The 13,901-nt window shown below is 70.8% G+C and carries 15 protein-coding genes; 5 read left to right on the top strand and 10 right to left on the bottom strand.

All coding sequences use genetic code 11. From position 1 onward, the window contains the following. The first annotated feature begins 166 nt into the window (after window positions 1–166). A complete protein-coding gene (locus tag ACMXN5_RS18555) occupies window positions 167–577 on the top strand; it encodes a VOC family protein (protein WP_439676197.1) in 411 nt (136 codons plus the stop codon). A 30-nt stretch (window positions 578–607) separates the two neighbouring features. On the opposite strand, the gene ACMXN5_RS18550 is transcribed toward ACMXN5_RS18555, so the two are convergent. The 3 genes from ACMXN5_RS18550 to ACMXN5_RS18540 all read right to left on the bottom strand — a co-directional run bounded on the left by ACMXN5_RS18550 (window position 608) and on the right by ACMXN5_RS18540 (window position 2,675). After that, complete coding sequence (locus ACMXN5_RS18550) at window positions 608–1,000, bottom strand: helix-turn-helix domain-containing protein (RefSeq protein WP_439676196.1); 393 nt, start codon at window positions 998–1,000, stop codon at window positions 608–610. A gap of 115 nt (window positions 1,001–1,115) precedes the next feature. Then, window positions 1,116–1,880 (bottom strand): SDR family oxidoreductase, encoded by a 765-nt coding sequence (locus tag ACMXN5_RS18545; RefSeq protein WP_439676194.1) that lies wholly within the window; start codon window positions 1,878–1,880, stop codon window positions 1,116–1,118. A 219-nt stretch (window positions 1,881–2,099) separates the two neighbouring features. Next, window positions 2,100–2,675: a TerD family protein gene (locus ACMXN5_RS18540; RefSeq protein ID WP_395799036.1), complete on the bottom strand. Its 576-nt coding sequence runs from the start codon at window positions 2,673–2,675 to the stop codon at window positions 2,100–2,102. Window positions 2,676–2,927: 252 nt separating this feature from the next. On the opposite strand from ACMXN5_RS18540, the gene ACMXN5_RS18535 reads away from it, so the two are divergent. Continuing rightward, entirely contained in the window at window positions 2,928–3,428 is a 501-nt protein-coding gene (locus ACMXN5_RS18535) for a flavin reductase family protein (protein ID WP_439676193.1), read from the top strand. A gap of 22 nt (window positions 3,429–3,450) precedes the next feature. Here the strand turns inward: ACMXN5_RS18535 and ACMXN5_RS18530 are convergent, their stop codons facing one another. From ACMXN5_RS18530 to ACMXN5_RS18510, 5 genes are all read right to left on the bottom strand, one after another. Next, window positions 3,451–4,083 (bottom strand): response regulator transcription factor, encoded by a 633-nt coding sequence (locus ACMXN5_RS18530; protein WP_380034574.1) that lies wholly within the window; start codon window positions 4,081–4,083, stop codon window positions 3,451–3,453. Further along, window positions 4,080–5,294: a sensor histidine kinase gene (locus ACMXN5_RS18525; RefSeq protein ID WP_439676191.1), complete on the bottom strand. Its 1,215-nt coding sequence runs from the start codon at window positions 5,292–5,294 to the stop codon at window positions 4,080–4,082. The genes ACMXN5_RS18530 and ACMXN5_RS18525 overlap by 4 nt, the downstream gene beginning before the upstream one ends. Next, window positions 5,273–6,061, bottom strand: coding sequence for an ABC transporter permease (locus ACMXN5_RS18520; protein WP_439676190.1), 789 nt, complete (start codon window positions 6,059–6,061; stop codon window positions 5,273–5,275). Before ACMXN5_RS18520 ends, ACMXN5_RS18525 begins: the two co-directional genes overlap by 22 nt. A gap of 5 nt (window positions 6,062–6,066) precedes the next feature. Then, window positions 6,067–6,951, bottom strand: coding sequence for an ABC transporter ATP-binding protein (locus ACMXN5_RS18515; protein ID WP_439676189.1), 885 nt, complete (start codon window positions 6,949–6,951; stop codon window positions 6,067–6,069). A 101-nt stretch (window positions 6,952–7,052) separates the two neighbouring features. After that, window positions 7,053–8,585: an MFS transporter gene (locus ACMXN5_RS18510; protein ID WP_439676188.1), complete on the bottom strand. Its 1,533-nt coding sequence runs from the start codon at window positions 8,583–8,585 to the stop codon at window positions 7,053–7,055. Between the two features lie 78 nt (window positions 8,586–8,663). Between ACMXN5_RS18510 and ACMXN5_RS18505 the strand changes: the two genes are divergently transcribed. From ACMXN5_RS18505 to ACMXN5_RS18495, 3 genes are all read left to right on the top strand, one after another. Further along, entirely contained in the window at window positions 8,664–9,344 is a 681-nt protein-coding gene (locus tag ACMXN5_RS18505) for a TetR/AcrR family transcriptional regulator (protein ID WP_439676186.1), read from the top strand. Between the two features lie 78 nt (window positions 9,345–9,422). Further along, entirely contained in the window at window positions 9,423–10,478 is a 1,056-nt protein-coding gene (locus ACMXN5_RS18500) for a cupin (RefSeq protein WP_439676185.1), read from the top strand. A gap of 251 nt (window positions 10,479–10,729) precedes the next feature. Further along, a complete protein-coding gene (locus ACMXN5_RS18495; protein WP_439676184.1) occupies window positions 10,730–11,548 on the top strand; it encodes an AfsR/SARP family transcriptional regulator in 819 nt (272 codons plus the stop codon). A gap of 112 nt (window positions 11,549–11,660) precedes the next feature. On the opposite strand, the gene ACMXN5_RS18490 is transcribed toward ACMXN5_RS18495, so the two are convergent. Both ACMXN5_RS18490 and ACMXN5_RS18485 read right to left on the bottom strand, forming a co-directional pair. Next, window positions 11,661–12,365, bottom strand: a complete 705-nt coding sequence (locus ACMXN5_RS18490) for an L-2-amino-thiazoline-4-carboxylic acid hydrolase (protein ID WP_439676183.1) — start codon at window positions 12,363–12,365, stop codon at window positions 11,661–11,663. A gap of 183 nt (window positions 12,366–12,548) precedes the next feature. Continuing rightward, window positions 12,549–13,724, bottom strand: coding sequence for a 4-hydroxybenzoate 3-monooxygenase (locus ACMXN5_RS18485; protein ID WP_439676182.1), 1,176 nt, complete (start codon window positions 13,722–13,724; stop codon window positions 12,549–12,551). Window positions 13,725–13,901: the final 177 nt, after the last annotated feature.

Raw genomic sequence — 13,901 nt, 5'->3', positions numbered from 1 at the left:
TGGAACGAGGTCGGCCACCGGCCGAACGATAGGTAAGGTTCCTTGACGAGGTCAATGGATAGCGAAAACATGTTCTCTCCGGGCCTGTTCGAGAGCCCGGGAGCGACGGGTCGACTCAGCAGTTTTGGATAAGTTTTCGGCCGGGCGGCGAACTAGCGTTGGGGACATGTTCACCTCGATCTTCCAATCACAGATCTTCGTCCTCGACCAGAACGAGGCACTCGACTTCTACGTGGGCAAGCTCGGCCTGGAGGTCAAGGCCGACGTCGACATGGGCTTCATGCGCTGGCTGACCGTCGGCATCCCCGGCGAGGCCGGCCGCGAGATCCTGCTCGAAAAGCCCGGACCGCCGTCGATGTCCGCCGAGACGGCCGACCAGGTGCGCGAGTTGGTGACCAAGGGGGCGATGGGCGGCTGGCTCATCTTCATCACCGAGGACTGCCGCAAGACCTACGAGACGCTGCTGGCCAAGGGCGTCGAGTTCACCGAGGAGCCCACCGAGCGGCCGTACGGGGTCGACTGTGGGCTGCGTGATCCGTTCGGGAACCGGATCCGGTTCACCCAGCCGAACAGCTGAGGACGCGGGCGCCCGGTCCGCCGCGGGCGGTCAGCCGCTCGGGCGGGACCAGGCCATCGTGAAACAGGTCGGTACCCGGGCGGCCACCGCCTGCTTGCGATAGGCGCGCGGTGAGCGGCCGACGATGTCGTGGAAGGTACGGCTGAACGTACCGGGGCTGGCGAAGCCGACCTCGAAGCAGATGTCGGTCACGCTGCGGTCGCTCTCGCGGAGCAGGAACATCGCCCGTTCGACCCGGCGCCGCTGGAGGTAACGATGCGGCGTCTCGCCGAAGGTGGCCCGGAAGGTGCGGGTGAAGTGCGCCTCGGACACGTGCGCGATGCGGGCCAGGGCCGCGATGTCCAGCGGCTGCGCGTACGCGCGGTCCATCGCGTCGCGGGCCCGCAACATGCGGCGGTTGGTGTCCTCGGTGGCACGGCTCACGGGGCCATCCCATCACGGTTTTGTCGATGGCCGGCCGCGTGGTCGACACACTCCGCCGGCGAGCCCGCTCCGGCTCCCGCCGGAGCGGCGCGCTCGTCGGTGTGCCGGTCGGGCGTCAGCGGCCGACGTGCTCGGCCAGGAAGTCCTCCCAGGTGCGGGTGCCGACGGTGGCCTTGTCGAGCGACAGGTTGACACCCGCGCGGTAGGCATGGCCGATCTTGCCGGGGATGCGGACCGGGAGGTGGAGGCGGCGCTTGCCGGCCGCGGCGAGGTAGCCGCGCGCGAGTTCGCCCATCGTGTAGACCTTGGGGCCGGTCAGGTCGGCGACCAGGCCCGACGGGGCGCCGAGGGTGAGTTCGACCATGCGCTTCGCGACATCGCGGCCGTCGACGGGCTGGAAGCGCAGGCCGCCCGGGTTGGGCACCACCGGGAACTTGGTCATCGAGCCCATCATCTTCAACACGAGTTCGTTGAACTGGGCGGCGCGCAGGGTGGTCCAGGGCAGCCCCGACCCGGTCACCGCCTGCTCCGCGCCGAGCTTGGCGCGGAAGTATCCGATCGGCATCGTGTTCGCGCCGATCACCGAGATGTACACGAGGTGCCGCACACCGGCGTCCTTCGCGGCGCGCACCAGGTTGCGGGTCGCCTCGTCGTCGCCCTTGGCGCCGCCGGCCAGGTGCAGCACGGTGTCGACGCCCTTCATCGCCTCGTCGATCCCCTCGTTCTTCAGCAGATCGGCGCGCACCTGCTCGACGCCGTCGGCCGAGGTGCCGCCGCGCCGGCTGAGCACGCGAACCTCGCGACCGGCCTCGCGCAGCTGCGGGACGATCAGGCTGCCGAGGGTGCCGGTACCGCCGGTGACCAGGATCGATGCGCTCATGACGACTCCTTCGAAACATCACCCCGGCTCGTTCCGGGGCCTCTGCTTCGTTGACGGAGCTCCCGCGAAAAGTGTGACTACGAATTTTCGAGCGGGTTCGGCACTCAAGCGCCGACCTGCGCCGATGGTGCCCGGTCGGGCTGCGTGGCAGGTGGCGGGACGGCGAACGCCGGCCGGGGTGATCGGCTGCCCGGCCGGCGTTCGAGGTGTGCTGTCGGGTCAGACGCTGACGCCGAAGTCCTTGGCGATGCCCGCGAGGCCGGAGGCGTAGCCCTGGCCGAGGGCACGGAACTTCCAGTCGGTGCCGGCGCGGTACAGCTCGCCGAACAGCATCGCGGTCTCGGTGGAGGCGTCCTCGGAGAGGTCGTAGCGGGCCAGCTCGACGTTGTCCGCGGCGTTCAGCACGCGGATGAACGCGTTGCGGACCTGGCCGAACGACTGCTTGCGGTTCTCCGCGTCGTAGACCGAGACCGGGAAGACGACCTTGTCCACGTCGGCGGGCAGGCCCGCGAGGTTGACCTTGATCTGCTCGTCGTCGCCCTCGCCCTCACCGGTGCGGTTGTCGCCGGTGTGCTCGACGGAGCCGTCCGGGGTCTTCATGTTGTTGAAGAACACGAAGTGCTGGTCGGAGTAAACCTTGCCGGTAGCGTTCACGACGATCGCGCTCGCGTCGAGGTCGAAGTCCTCGCCCGTGGTCGTGCGCAGGTCCCAGCCGAGGCCGACGACGACGGCGGTCAGGCCAGGGGCCTCCTTGGTGAGGGAGACGTTTCCGCCCTTGCTCAGGCTCACGGCCATGGATGGTGTCCTTCCAGAGGATGTCTGACGTCGCGGACGACGCTACTGCTACTGATCCGGACGTGCAGCAGGCACGCGTAAGTTCCCGAACACCCCGAAAGGGGCCGTCAAGGTGGCGGTGATCACGGGGTGCGACCCGGCGCCAGGTTATTGACGGTTCATCAGATCAGCCGTTCAATGGCTGGAACAAACAGGGATACGACTATTAGTCATATCCGGCTCACATCCAGCTTCGCACCCCTGGGGGCAGCCATGTCCAGCGCAACGACGCCGTCGGCCGGGATCGATCAGGCGCGGATGCGCCAGGTCATGGGGCACTTCGCGACCGGTGTCACCGTGGTCACGGCCATCCACGACGGCGCGCCGGTGGGCATGGCCTGCCAGTCGTTCACGTCGCTGTCGCTGGAGCCGGCCTACATCTCCATCGCCCCGGCGCTCACCTCGACGACCTACCCGAAGGTCCGCACCGCCGGCCGCTTCGTGGTCAACATCCTGGCCGAGGACCAGGAGGACGTGTGCCGGGCGATGGGCCGCAGCGGCGGCGACAAGTTCGCCGGCGTCGACTGGTCGCCCGCCGGCAACGGCGCGCCGCGGCTGGCCGGCGCGGTGGCCTGGATCGAGTGCGACATCGCGCACGAGTTGCCCGGCGGCGACCACGTGATCGTGATCGGCGCGGTGACCGCCCTGGACCTGCCCCGAGACACCGCCCCGCTGATGTTCCACAAGGGCCGCTACGCCCGCCTGGCCGCGTAGCCCGCCGGACGCGACCTCAGCCTCAGCCCCCGGCGCCCGGCAACAACCCGTCCGCCATCGCCACCGTGACCGCCGCGGTGCGGTCGTCGACGCCGAGCTTGTTGAACGTGCGCAGCAGGTGCGTCTTGACCGTGGCCTCGCTGATGTACAACTCGCGGCCGATCTCGGCGTTGGTCATCCCGCGCGCGACCAGACCGAGCACCTGCGTCTCGCGCGGGCTCAGCGCGTCGCGCACCGGTGCCTTCATCCGGGTGACCAGCTTGGCCGCCACCGGCGGCGCCAGCACCGTCTCGCCGCGCGCCGCCGCGCGGATCGCGGCGGCCAGTTCCACCCTCGGGGTGTCCTTGAGCAGGTAGCCGGTCGCGCCCGCCTCGACCGCGCGCACGATGTCGGCGTCGGTGTCGTACGTGGTCAGGATCAGCACATGGACCCCGGGCAGTTCGCGCACGATCCGCCGGGTCGCGGCGACGCCGTCGGTGCCGGGCATCCGCAGGTCCATCAACACCACGTCGGGCCGCAGTTCGGCGGCTCCGTCCACGGCCTGTGCGCCGTCCTCGACCGAGGCGACCACCTCGAAATCGGGCTCGGCCGCGAGCATGCCCGCGAGACCCTCCCGCACCACGGGATGGTCGTCGGCGATGAGCAGCCGGATCACTGCGGTACCTCCACGCGTACGGTCGTGCCCCGGCCGGGAGCCGAGACCACCTCGGCCTCTCCGCCGACCTGTGCGAGGCGGGCTCGCATACCGGGAAGACCGTATCCCCCCTTCCCCGGCCCCGGTTCGAAGCCCCGTCCGTCGTCCACCACGGTCAGCCTGGTGGCGAACGGCCGATAGGCCAGTTCCACCGCCACGGACTTCGCGTCGGCGTGCTTGCGGATGTTGGCCAGCGACTCCTGGAGCACCCGGACCAGCACCACCTGCACGGACGAGGACAGCTCGTACTCGGTGCCGGCGACCGCGAAGGAGGCGGCCACCTCCAACTCCTCGCCGAGCGCGGCGACGGTGCGGCCGAGCACCTCGGCGAGCGGTTCGGCCGGTTCGGAGCCCTCGGCCGGGCCCTGGGCGGCGACCAGCGCACGGGCCTCGGCGAGGTTGTCCCGGGCCACCCGCTCGGCCAGGTCCAGCCGTTTGCGGGTGGCCTCGGAATCGGAGTCCACGGTGATCCCGGCCGCCTGGACCAGCATCAGGATGCTGGTGAAGCCCTGGGCCAGGGTGTCGTGGATCTCGCGCGCCATACGCTCGCGCTCGACCCGGACCCCCGCCTGATGGTGTGTCTCGGCCAGCTCCGCCCGGGTGGCCTCCAACTCGCGCAGCAGCCGGCCGCGCTCCTCCACCCGGTCGGCCAGCCACTGGACCAGCCGGGCCATCAGGAAGCTGAAGCCGAGCACGACGACGACCTCCACCACGATGCCCGCCACCGCACCGTGCTCCCAGTTCGCCTTGCGCGCGCGCAGCGCGCCGTTCATCCCGAAGACGTAGGTGCTCAGCAACATCGCGGGGATCGTCGCCTCGACGAAGGTGAAGGTCAGCGGCATCAGCACGTACATCAGCACGATTCCCTCGGGATCGTGGAGGCTGAGCGCGGTCACCGCGACGTAGGCGATCGCGAGGTGGGCCCGGCCGCGCCGGTCCCACTGGGTCGGGTCCACGCCCGGCGGCACCATCACCCAGAACGACACGGGCATGACGAGCAGCACGACGTAGCACCACGGCGGCGCGTCACGTCCGGCGAACTCGACCGCGGTGATCGCCGCGAGCAGGAAGTAGGCACCGCGGTAGACGGTGGCCAGTTTGGCCCCGAAGGCCAACTCCTCCGCGTCCTGCGCGTCGGCGGTCGCCATGGTCACCGCTCGTTCTCGATCCACCTGAATGTCCTGATCCACACGACCAAGGCGACCACACCCCACGCGGCGAGCACCAGCGCCACCCGACCGAGCTCCCACGAGCCCGCCGGCTCCACCGTCTGGAATGTGTCCGGCAGGAAGACCGAGCGCATCCCCTGGGTCAGCCACTTCAGCGGAAACAGCGCCGCGAACTGTTGGACACCCTGCGGCAGTTGGCTCGGCTCGACGAACACGCCCGAGACGAACTGAAGCACCGTGAAGGGCAGGATGATCAGCGCCCCGTTGGCGCCTTTGCGCATCAGCCCGCTCGCGGCCAGGCCCAGCAGTGTGGCCACGGTCACGCCCAGGACGAACACCCAGGCGAAGGTCAGCCACCGCGTCGGGTCGTGCGGAAGGGTCAGGTCCAGGCCCACCACCCCGACCACGAGCAGCAGCGCGACCTGGGCCAGGCTGACCACGATCACCTGGGCGATCTTGCCCAGGAGGTACGCCGCCGGCGGCATCGGCGTGCCGCGCAGCCGCTTGAGCGTGCCGTCCTGGCGTTCGGCGGCCACCGCGAGCGCCAGGCCCTGGAATCCGGCGGAGACGATGCCGACCGCGATCATGCCCGCCGCGTGCACCTGGCTCTGGGCCACACCGGTGCCGTCCACCGTGCCGCCGCTGATCAGCGCGAGCAGTACCAGAAGCAGCACCGGCATCGCGAAGGTCACCGCCATCTGCTCGCGGTGTCGGGCGAACATCTTCAGTTCGAGGCGGGTCCGTGCCGCCACGACGGTTCCCATCGACATCGACATCACCGGGCTCCGATCAGGTCGAGATAGACGTCTTCCAGGGACGGTCGGGTCACGGTCAGTTCGGGTACCTCGCCGCCGAACCTGGCCGCGAGCCGGGCCACGTCGGCGGTCGGTTCGGCGGTGGCGAGTTCGTGCGTGCCCTCGGCGTCGCGCCAGCGCAGTACCGATCGGGCCAGGTGCCGGCCGCCGAGCCGCTCGGGGGTGTCCACGTCCACGACCCGCCCGGCCCGGATCACCCCCACCCGGTCCGCGAGGTGTTCGGCCTCGTCCAGGTAGTGCGTGGTGAGCAGGATCGTCGTCCCGGCCGCCCGCAGGCCCGCGATCAAGGCCCAGAACCGGCGGCGCACCTCGGGGTCGAACCCGGTGGTCGGCTCGTCCAGGAAGAGCAGTTCCGGCCCGCCCAGGATGCCGAGCGCGACGTCGAGGCGGCGCCGCTGCCCACCGGAGAGGGCGCCGGCGCGGGTGTCCCGCCTGTCGGTCAGCCCGACCGCCTCGATCACCTCGTCGGGATCGCGGGGCCTGGGGTAATAGTGCGCGAAGTGCCGCACACTCTCGCGCACGGTGAGCCCGGACACGTCCGCCGACTCCTGGAGCACGATGCCGATCCGGGCCCGCCACCGCGACCCGGCGCGCGCCGGATCCACGCCCAGGACGGCGACCTCGCCCGCGTCGCGCGAGCGGTAGCCCTCCAGGATCTCGGTCGTGGTGGTCTTGCCCGCCCCGTTCGGGCCGAGCAGTGCGAAGATCTCACCCCGGCGCACGTCCAGGTCCAGTCCGTCCACCGCTCGATGTCCGCCGTACGCGCGCCGCAACCCGCGTACCCTGATCGCCGTTTCCGCGCCGCCCGCCTCGCCCGCCGAGGCGAGTGTCCGTTCCGCTGTCATGCCTCGACGATGGCGCAGCGGGCTCGGGCGCCGGGACGTACGAACGACGGACGCCGGGTGTCCACCGAACGACGGACAGCGGTGCGGAAGCGCTCGACGGGTCAGCCGGCCGGGACCGGTTCGGCCGCCGGCTCCCGGTCGCGCATCCGCCACGCGCACACCACCGCGACCACCATCAGCCCGGCCGCGCCCGCGAACACCAGGTCGACACTGTCGACGAACGCCGCGACCGCGTCGGCGTGACGGCCCGGCTCCAGGCGCGGGATCGCGGAGATGTCGCCGACGTCGCTCTTCGCCGCGAACGCGCGGCCCAGCAGCGTGCCGAACAGCGCCACGCTCAGCGTGCCGGTGAGCGACTGGAAGAACCGGATGCCGGTGGTGGCGACACCCAGGTGCTCCGGCGGCGCGGCCTGCTGTACGGCCGCGATCGCCCGCCCCACCAGCTGCCCGAATCCCAGTCCGAGCACCAGGAGTTCGCCGCGCAGCACCCACCACGAGGTGTCCGTGCCGAGCAGCGCCAGTCCGGCGAACGCGACGGCGGTGAGCGCGGTGCCGACCATCAGGCCGGTCCGGGTCCGCCATGGGAGCCTGGTCCCGACGATGCCCGCGACCATCATCCCGATGGCCATGAAGGCCAGGTAGGAGCCCGCGTGGGTGGCGTCCACGCCGCGCGCCAGTTGGAGGTACATCATCAGGTAGACCATCGTGCCCAGCATCCCCGCGCCGGTCAGCCCCTGGAGCAGGAACCCGTTGCGGATGTAGGTGTCGCGGAACAGCGACAGCGGCAGGATCGGCACCGCGACGGTCGCCTGGCGGTACACGAACAGCGCGAGCCCCACGGCCGCCGCGACCAGCAGGCCGAGGATGGTGGCCGAGTCCCAGGCGTATTCGGTGCCGCCCCACTGGCAGGCCAGCAGGAGCGCGCTCGCGAACACCGCGACCAGCGCCGCGCCGACGAAGTCGATCCGGGTCTCGGCGGCGGTGACGCGGGGCAGCCGCAGCGCCCACAACGCGCCGGCGATGATCAGCACGCCGAGCGGGACGTTGACGAAGAAGATCATCCGCCAGTTGCCGTGGTCGGCGAACAGCCCGCCGACGAACGGCCCGAGTGCCATCCCGCTGCCGCCCAGGATGCCCGCGAGCGCGCTCGGCCCGGTCTTGTCGCCCGGCTTGCGCAGGTGCGCCATGACCACCATGGTCACGCTCATCAGCCCGCCGGCGCCGATGCCCTGGACCGCGCGGAAGGCGATCAGCTGGGTCATCGTCCGCGCCATGCCGCACAGGACCGAGCCGACCAGGAAGAACACGATCGCGGCGAGGTAGACCCGCTTGGCGCCGAACGCGTCGCACAACCGCCCGTACAGCGGCAGCACCACGCTCGCGGCCAGCGAGAACGCCGCGACCAGCCAGGCGACATGGTCCACGCCGTGCACCGGGTCGAGATCCCGAACAATCGGGACGATCGCGGCGGAAACGATGTTCTGGTCGAGGATCGCCAACACCATCGTCAACAGGCACAGCACGGTGCCGGCGCGGCGTTGGAACTCGGTCATGGCGGAGGCGGGCAGGTTCGTCGGCGGGGCCTGCGGTGGCTTCTTCGGCGGGTTCGGCACCGATGCCCGTGTCGTCGTCATGGCAGGACCATAGAGGCGATTTTTGTATCGGGTCAATCTTTAATCCCGATCAATTTTTCATCCTGGTACAGTCATGCCATGACCCAGGAACTCGGCCTCCGCGAGCGCAAGAAGATGGAGACGCGGATCGCGCTGTGGCGCACGGCCATGCGGCTGTTCCTCGAACGCGGGTTCGACAATGTGTCCGTGGCCGAGATCGCGGCGGGCGCGAATGTGTCCAAGATGACCGTCTTCAACTACTTCCAGGCGAAGGAAGAACTGGTCCTGGGCCCGATGACGGCGCACGTCGGGGAGCCCGCCGAGGTGGTTCGGGAGCGGGGCGCGGGCGAGACCCCGGTCGACGCGCTGCGTCGGCACTTCCTGGACGCGCTGCGCGAGCGGAACCCGGTGGCCGGGCTGAACGACGACCCGCAGATCCTCGGCGTGCACCGGTTGATCCTCGACACGCCGTCGTTGCGGCACGGCGCGATGGCCGTACGCGAACGCAACGAGCACCTGCTGGCCGCGGAGTTCGAGCGGGAGCTCGCCCGCCCGGGGGACCTGGCCTGCCGCCTGGCCGCGAACCAGATCCTCAATGTGCGGCAGATCCTGATCGCCCGGACCATCGAACGGCTGGCCGCCGGGGCGAGCGCCGACGAGGTGTACCCGGTGGCGGTCGCCGAGGCCGAGGAGGCGTTCACGCAACTCGCCGACGGGCTCGGCGGTTTCTGTACGCGCGACGGGGTGCCGAGCGATCGGGGCGAACCGCGCGGAATGTGACCGATTCCGCAGTTTGCCGCAACCGGTTCGGTGGGAGCATGGCCGGGTCGGGGGGAATCGTTCGCGAAGGGATCTCGGATGACTGCGCAGGCTGAGGTGACGGCCGATCGGAACCCGTCCGGAGCAACGGAACCCACGCTCTTCGATCCGACCGTCGCGGCGCCGCCCCTGGTCGACGTGGCGCGCCTGGGGTTCGAGGGTCCGCTGGCGGCGAGCGCGGCCGCGTGGGCCGAGGACGCGGTGTACTGGGAATACACGAAGGCGGCCAACCCGATCGGCTCGGGCCACACCACGCCCGTCCCGGTGCGGCGTTTTCCGGCCGAACTGCACACCGGCGGCGACACCCGGGTGGTCCCGCTCGACCTCGCCGAGCCGATGCGGATCGAGGGCGGCCCGGCGACCAGTCCGGCGCTGCTGGCCAACTTCGTCCGGATCAACGCGGGCGACCGGCTCGCGGTGCGGCCCAACGCCACCTCGCAGCTGTACTACGTGCTGTACGGGCGCGGCCTGTCGCTGGTCGGCGGCCAGGCCGTGGAGTGGGAGAAGGGCGACTTCCTGGTCCTGCCCGACCTGGGCGAGATCACCCACCACGCGACTCAGGACGCCGTGCTCTATTGGGTGCACGACGAGCCCTTGTTGCGCTACCTCGGGGTGGTGCCGAGCAAGGCCCGGTTCCGGCCGACCAAGTTCGCCCGGCATCGTGCGGTCGAGGAACTGACCCGGATCGCCGAGGCGCCGGGCGCCAACGCCAAGAACCGGGTCAGCGTGCTGCTCAACACGGTCGACCAGGACCGGACGCTGACCGTCACCCACACCCTGTGGGCGATGTTCGGCCTGCTGCCGGTGGATCAGATCCAGCGCCCGCACCGCCACCAGTCGGTCGCGCTCGATCTGATCCTGGACTGCGAACCGGGCTGCTACACGCTGCTCGGCGACCGGCTGGACGAGCGCGGCGACATCGTCGACCCGCTGCGGGTGGACTGGGAACCGGGCGGCGCGTTCGTCACCCCACCCGGGAAGTGGCACGCCCACCACAACGAGTCGGGCAGCCCGGCGCACCTGATCCCGATTCAGGACGCGGGGCTCCAGACGTATCTGCGCAGCCTGGACATCCGCTTCAGCGACCGGCGCTAGCGACCGGGCGACCCCGCCGTGCCCCTCCCCGAGGCGGGAAACCCCTCACGGAGGGGCGCGGTCGGAGCGAGGGTCCCTCAACCATGGGGCGGTGCGGAACCCGCTCGGTCGGTGTGTCCGTCGTCTTCCACATGACGAGGGGGATTCCGTCGCGCGGGCAGGTTGGGGAGCCACCGCGCAGCGATGAGTCGGGGGGCCTGTCCTTCCGTGTGTCGGGGCCTACCCAGGTTTTGGGTCCCGACGGACGCGCGTTGAACATCGGACCCAGGCGGCAGCGGGAATTGCTGACCCTGCTGCTGCTCCGGCCGGGGGTGGCCGTGCCGGTGGAGCGCCTGGCCGAGGAATTGTGGAACGGGCGTCCGCCGCCCGGGGCCCGGTCCACGCTGCACGCCTATCTGTCCGGCCTGCGCCGGGTGTTGGAGCCGGGGCGGCGGGCGCCCTACCGCCTGTTGACTACGCGCGATGACTCCTACGCCCTGGACGTGCCGGCCGAGAGCCTGGACGTGGCGCGGCTGTGCGCGCTGACCGACGCGGGGCGCGCGGCCGGTGCGGTGGGGGCGTACGAACGGGCGGACGAACTGCTGGGCGAGGCACGCCTGTTGTGGCGGGGCGAGCCGTTCGCCGAGCTGGCCGACCACGACGCGGCCGAGTCCGAACGGGCCCGGCTGGTCGAGGAGTACACCTCGCTGCGCGAGGACGCGGCCGAGTACCGGTTGGCGATGGGCGCGCACGCGTCGGCGATCGGCGACCTGATGTCGCTGGTCAGGGCGCACCCGCTGCGGGAGCGGCCGAGGGCGCAACTCGTGCTCGCCCTCTACCGATCCGGCCGGCAGGCGGAGGCGCTGCAGGTCCTGGAGGCGGGTCGCCGGTTGTGCGCGGAGGAACTCGGCCTGGATCCGGGCCCGCGCCTGCGCGACCTCCAGGCGGCCATCCTGCGCCAGGACCCGGCGCTGAGCGCGCCCCCGCGCCCACCGGCGCCCGCGCCGATCTGCCGGCACCGCCGCCCCCTCGTGGGCGGCCGGGCCCATCACCCGCGCCCGCACCGGGATTCGCCGCACCGACGACGTTAGAGCGTGTCTTCAATCTCCCGGCGGCCGAAAACGGACGGGTGGTGTCCGAGGCCGCGAGCCTCGGACACCCTCGCCCACAACCTTCACACACAGCCTGTGGACAACCTTGTCGTCAGCCTTCGTCGACCACGGGCGGCTCGGGTGGGTCGGTGCGGTGGAAGTGGAACGTGCAGTGGGTGTCGCCGTGGCCGATGGTGCCGGCGCGCTCGAAGCGCAGACCGTGTCGGTTCGGGTCGATGGCCCGGATCCAGTTCAGGTCGAAGGCACACATCGCGGGCGTCAACTCCGGGGCGGAATTGGCGACCAGCACGTCGTGGTAGAAGCAGCGGTGGATGTCGAGGAGGTAGCGCCGATCGTCGTCCGCCGGGCGGACGAAGGTGAAGGTCCGGCCGAAGGACTCCTCCTCGCGGGACTTCGACAGCGCGACGATCGCCGCGAACGGGTCGGGCGCGGCATCGAGCATCGCCGCGGTGGCCGCCTCGGTGATCGCGCCGAGCGGTTCGACGATCGCGTCCCGGACGAGGGCGACGGCGTCGTCGCGATCCAGGTGCGGCCGCAGGATCCGGTACGCCGCGACCAGCGCGAGGGTGATCCGCAGGTTGTGCCGGGACGGCTCGTCGTCGATCAGATGCGCGTTGGCGACTTGGAGTTCGCGGTGCAGCGCGGTCAGATCGTCCGTGAGGCACTCCGGCAGGCCCCGCTCGCGAACCGCGTTCGCGATGTGCGCGACGAATGCCTCCAGCACGAGCGTGGTGTCCCGCTCGGCGTCCGGCGTATACCCGCCGTCGCCGAAGGTGTCGTGGTCGGTGGTCATCATGGTCCTTCCGAGACAGGCTCGGATGCGGGAACACGACCGCACACCGCCGAGGCGGAGCCGCGCCGAACCCGCATGCCGAGCGAGCCCGACAGCACACTCCACCGACCGACCCGGCGCTGACGAACTTCCTTGTGAAGATGGCGTATTGCCGGCACCAGCCTACGACGTCCGGCCGGCCGCGGGTCAGTCGGCCCAGGTGTAACCGACATAGTTCTCGGCCAGCGCGGCCATCGCCGCATCGGAGTCGGCCGTATACGCCAACTGCGCCTCCTGGCACCGCCGTTCGAACGCGTCCGCATCCCCGCGCGCATGCAACAACGTCGTCATCCAGTACGAGAACTGCTCCGCCCGCCACACCCGTCGCAGACACGCGTCGCTGTAGCCGTCGAGCCCCACCCGCGACCCGGCCAGGAAGAACTCCTCACACGCCCGCGCCAGCACCCGCACGTCGGCCATCGCGAGATTCAACCCCTTCGCCCCCGTGGGCGGCACGATGTGCGCCGCGTCGCCCGCCAGGAACAGCCGCCCGAAGCTCATCGGCTCGGCCACGAAGCTCCGCATCGGGGTGATGCTCCGCTCCCTGATCGGCCCCTCGTCCAGCGTCCAGCCCGGCAGCGCCAACCGCTCGCGCAACTCCGCCCAGATCCTCTCGTCCGGCCAGTCGGCGAGATCCGCGTCCGGGTCCACCTGGAGATACAGCCGGCTCACCGCACGCGAGCGCATGCTGTGCAGCGCGAACCCCCGCTCGCTGTAGGCGTAGATCAGATCGTCGGTGGACGGCGCCACATCCGCCAGGATGCCCAGCCACGCGAACGGATGGACCCGCTCGTGAATCTTCAGCACATCCGCCGGAATCGCCCCGCGCGAGACCCCGTGGAACCCGTCGCACCCCGCCACCAGGTCACACTCCAGCACCTCCTCCACACCGTCGCGCAGGAACCGCACGCGCGGCGCGTCGCCGTCGATGCCCTCGATCGCGGTCACCGGCGCGTCGAAATACATCCGCGCGCCCTCGGCGACCCGCTTCGCGATCAGGTCCTTGACGATCTCGGTCTGCCCGTACACGGTCACCGACCGCCCCCCGGTCCGACTCGGGAAGTCGATGTGCCGGTCCCGACCGGCGAAGCGCAGATGGATCCCGTGGTGGACCAGCCCCTCACGATCCAGCCGGTCCGCCGCGCCGGCCTCGCGCAGCACGTCGACCGTGGCCTGCTCCAGCATGCCCGCCCGCTGCCGGCCCTCGCAGTACGCGCGATCGCGCGCCTCCAGCAACACCGCGTCGATCCCACGATCGTGCAGCAGTTGCGACAGCAGCAGACCCGCAGGCCCCGCACCGATGATCGCGACCCGTGTCCGCATCCGCCCGCTCCTCGTCCCGCCCTACCCGATCCGCCTCAGGCTCGCCCATCGTGGGCCCGGCCGGGCCGCCCGCCTTCCGGTGGCCGGAAGCCGGTGCCCCCGGTCGAGTTTGCTCGGCGCGGACCCGGCAAGGGATGGGATGTCGAGCACGGGCGGATACCTCCGCTATGGGGAGTA

Source organism: Embleya australiensis (assembly GCF_051903075.1).
Lineage (GTDB): Bacteria > Actinomycetota > Actinomycetes > Streptomycetales > Streptomycetaceae > Embleya.
The sequence above is the reverse complement of the archived record's forward strand: the minus strand, read 5'-3'. Positions and strand labels throughout refer to the sequence as shown.

Excerpts from the sequence above, each read along its gene's own strand:
- ACMXN5_RS18555 (WP_439676197.1), top strand. The coding sequence starts at position 167 with ATGTTCACCTCGATCTTCCAATCACAGATCTTCGTCCTCGACCAGAAC.
- ACMXN5_RS18545 (WP_439676194.1), bottom strand. The coding sequence starts at position 1,880 with ATGAGCGCATCGATCCTGGTCACCGGCGGTACCGGCACCCTCGGCAGC.
- ACMXN5_RS18540 (WP_395799036.1), bottom strand. The coding sequence starts at position 2,675 with ATGGCCGTGAGCCTGAGCAAGGGCGGAAACGTCTCCCTCACCAAGGAG.
- ACMXN5_RS18535 (WP_439676193.1), top strand. The coding sequence starts at position 2,928 with ATGTCCAGCGCAACGACGCCGTCGGCCGGGATCGATCAGGCGCGGATG.
- ACMXN5_RS18520 (WP_439676190.1), bottom strand. The coding sequence starts at position 6,061 with ATGTCGATGGGAACCGTCGTGGCGGCACGGACCCGCCTCGAACTGAAG.
- ACMXN5_RS18515 (WP_439676189.1), bottom strand. The coding sequence starts at position 6,951 with ATGACAGCGGAACGGACACTCGCCTCGGCGGGCGAGGCGGGCGGCGCG.
- ACMXN5_RS18510 (WP_439676188.1), bottom strand. The coding sequence starts at position 8,585 with ATGACGACGACACGGGCATCGGTGCCGAACCCGCCGAAGAAGCCACCG.
- ACMXN5_RS18505 (WP_439676186.1), top strand. The coding sequence starts at position 8,664 with ATGACCCAGGAACTCGGCCTCCGCGAGCGCAAGAAGATGGAGACGCGG.
- ACMXN5_RS18500 (WP_439676185.1), top strand. The coding sequence starts at position 9,423 with ATGACTGCGCAGGCTGAGGTGACGGCCGATCGGAACCCGTCCGGAGCA.
- ACMXN5_RS18490 (WP_439676183.1), bottom strand. The coding sequence starts at position 12,365 with ATGATGACCACCGACCACGACACCTTCGGCGACGGCGGGTATACGCCG.
- ACMXN5_RS18485 (WP_439676182.1), bottom strand. The coding sequence starts at position 13,724 with ATGCGGACACGGGTCGCGATCATCGGTGCGGGGCCTGCGGGTCTGCTG.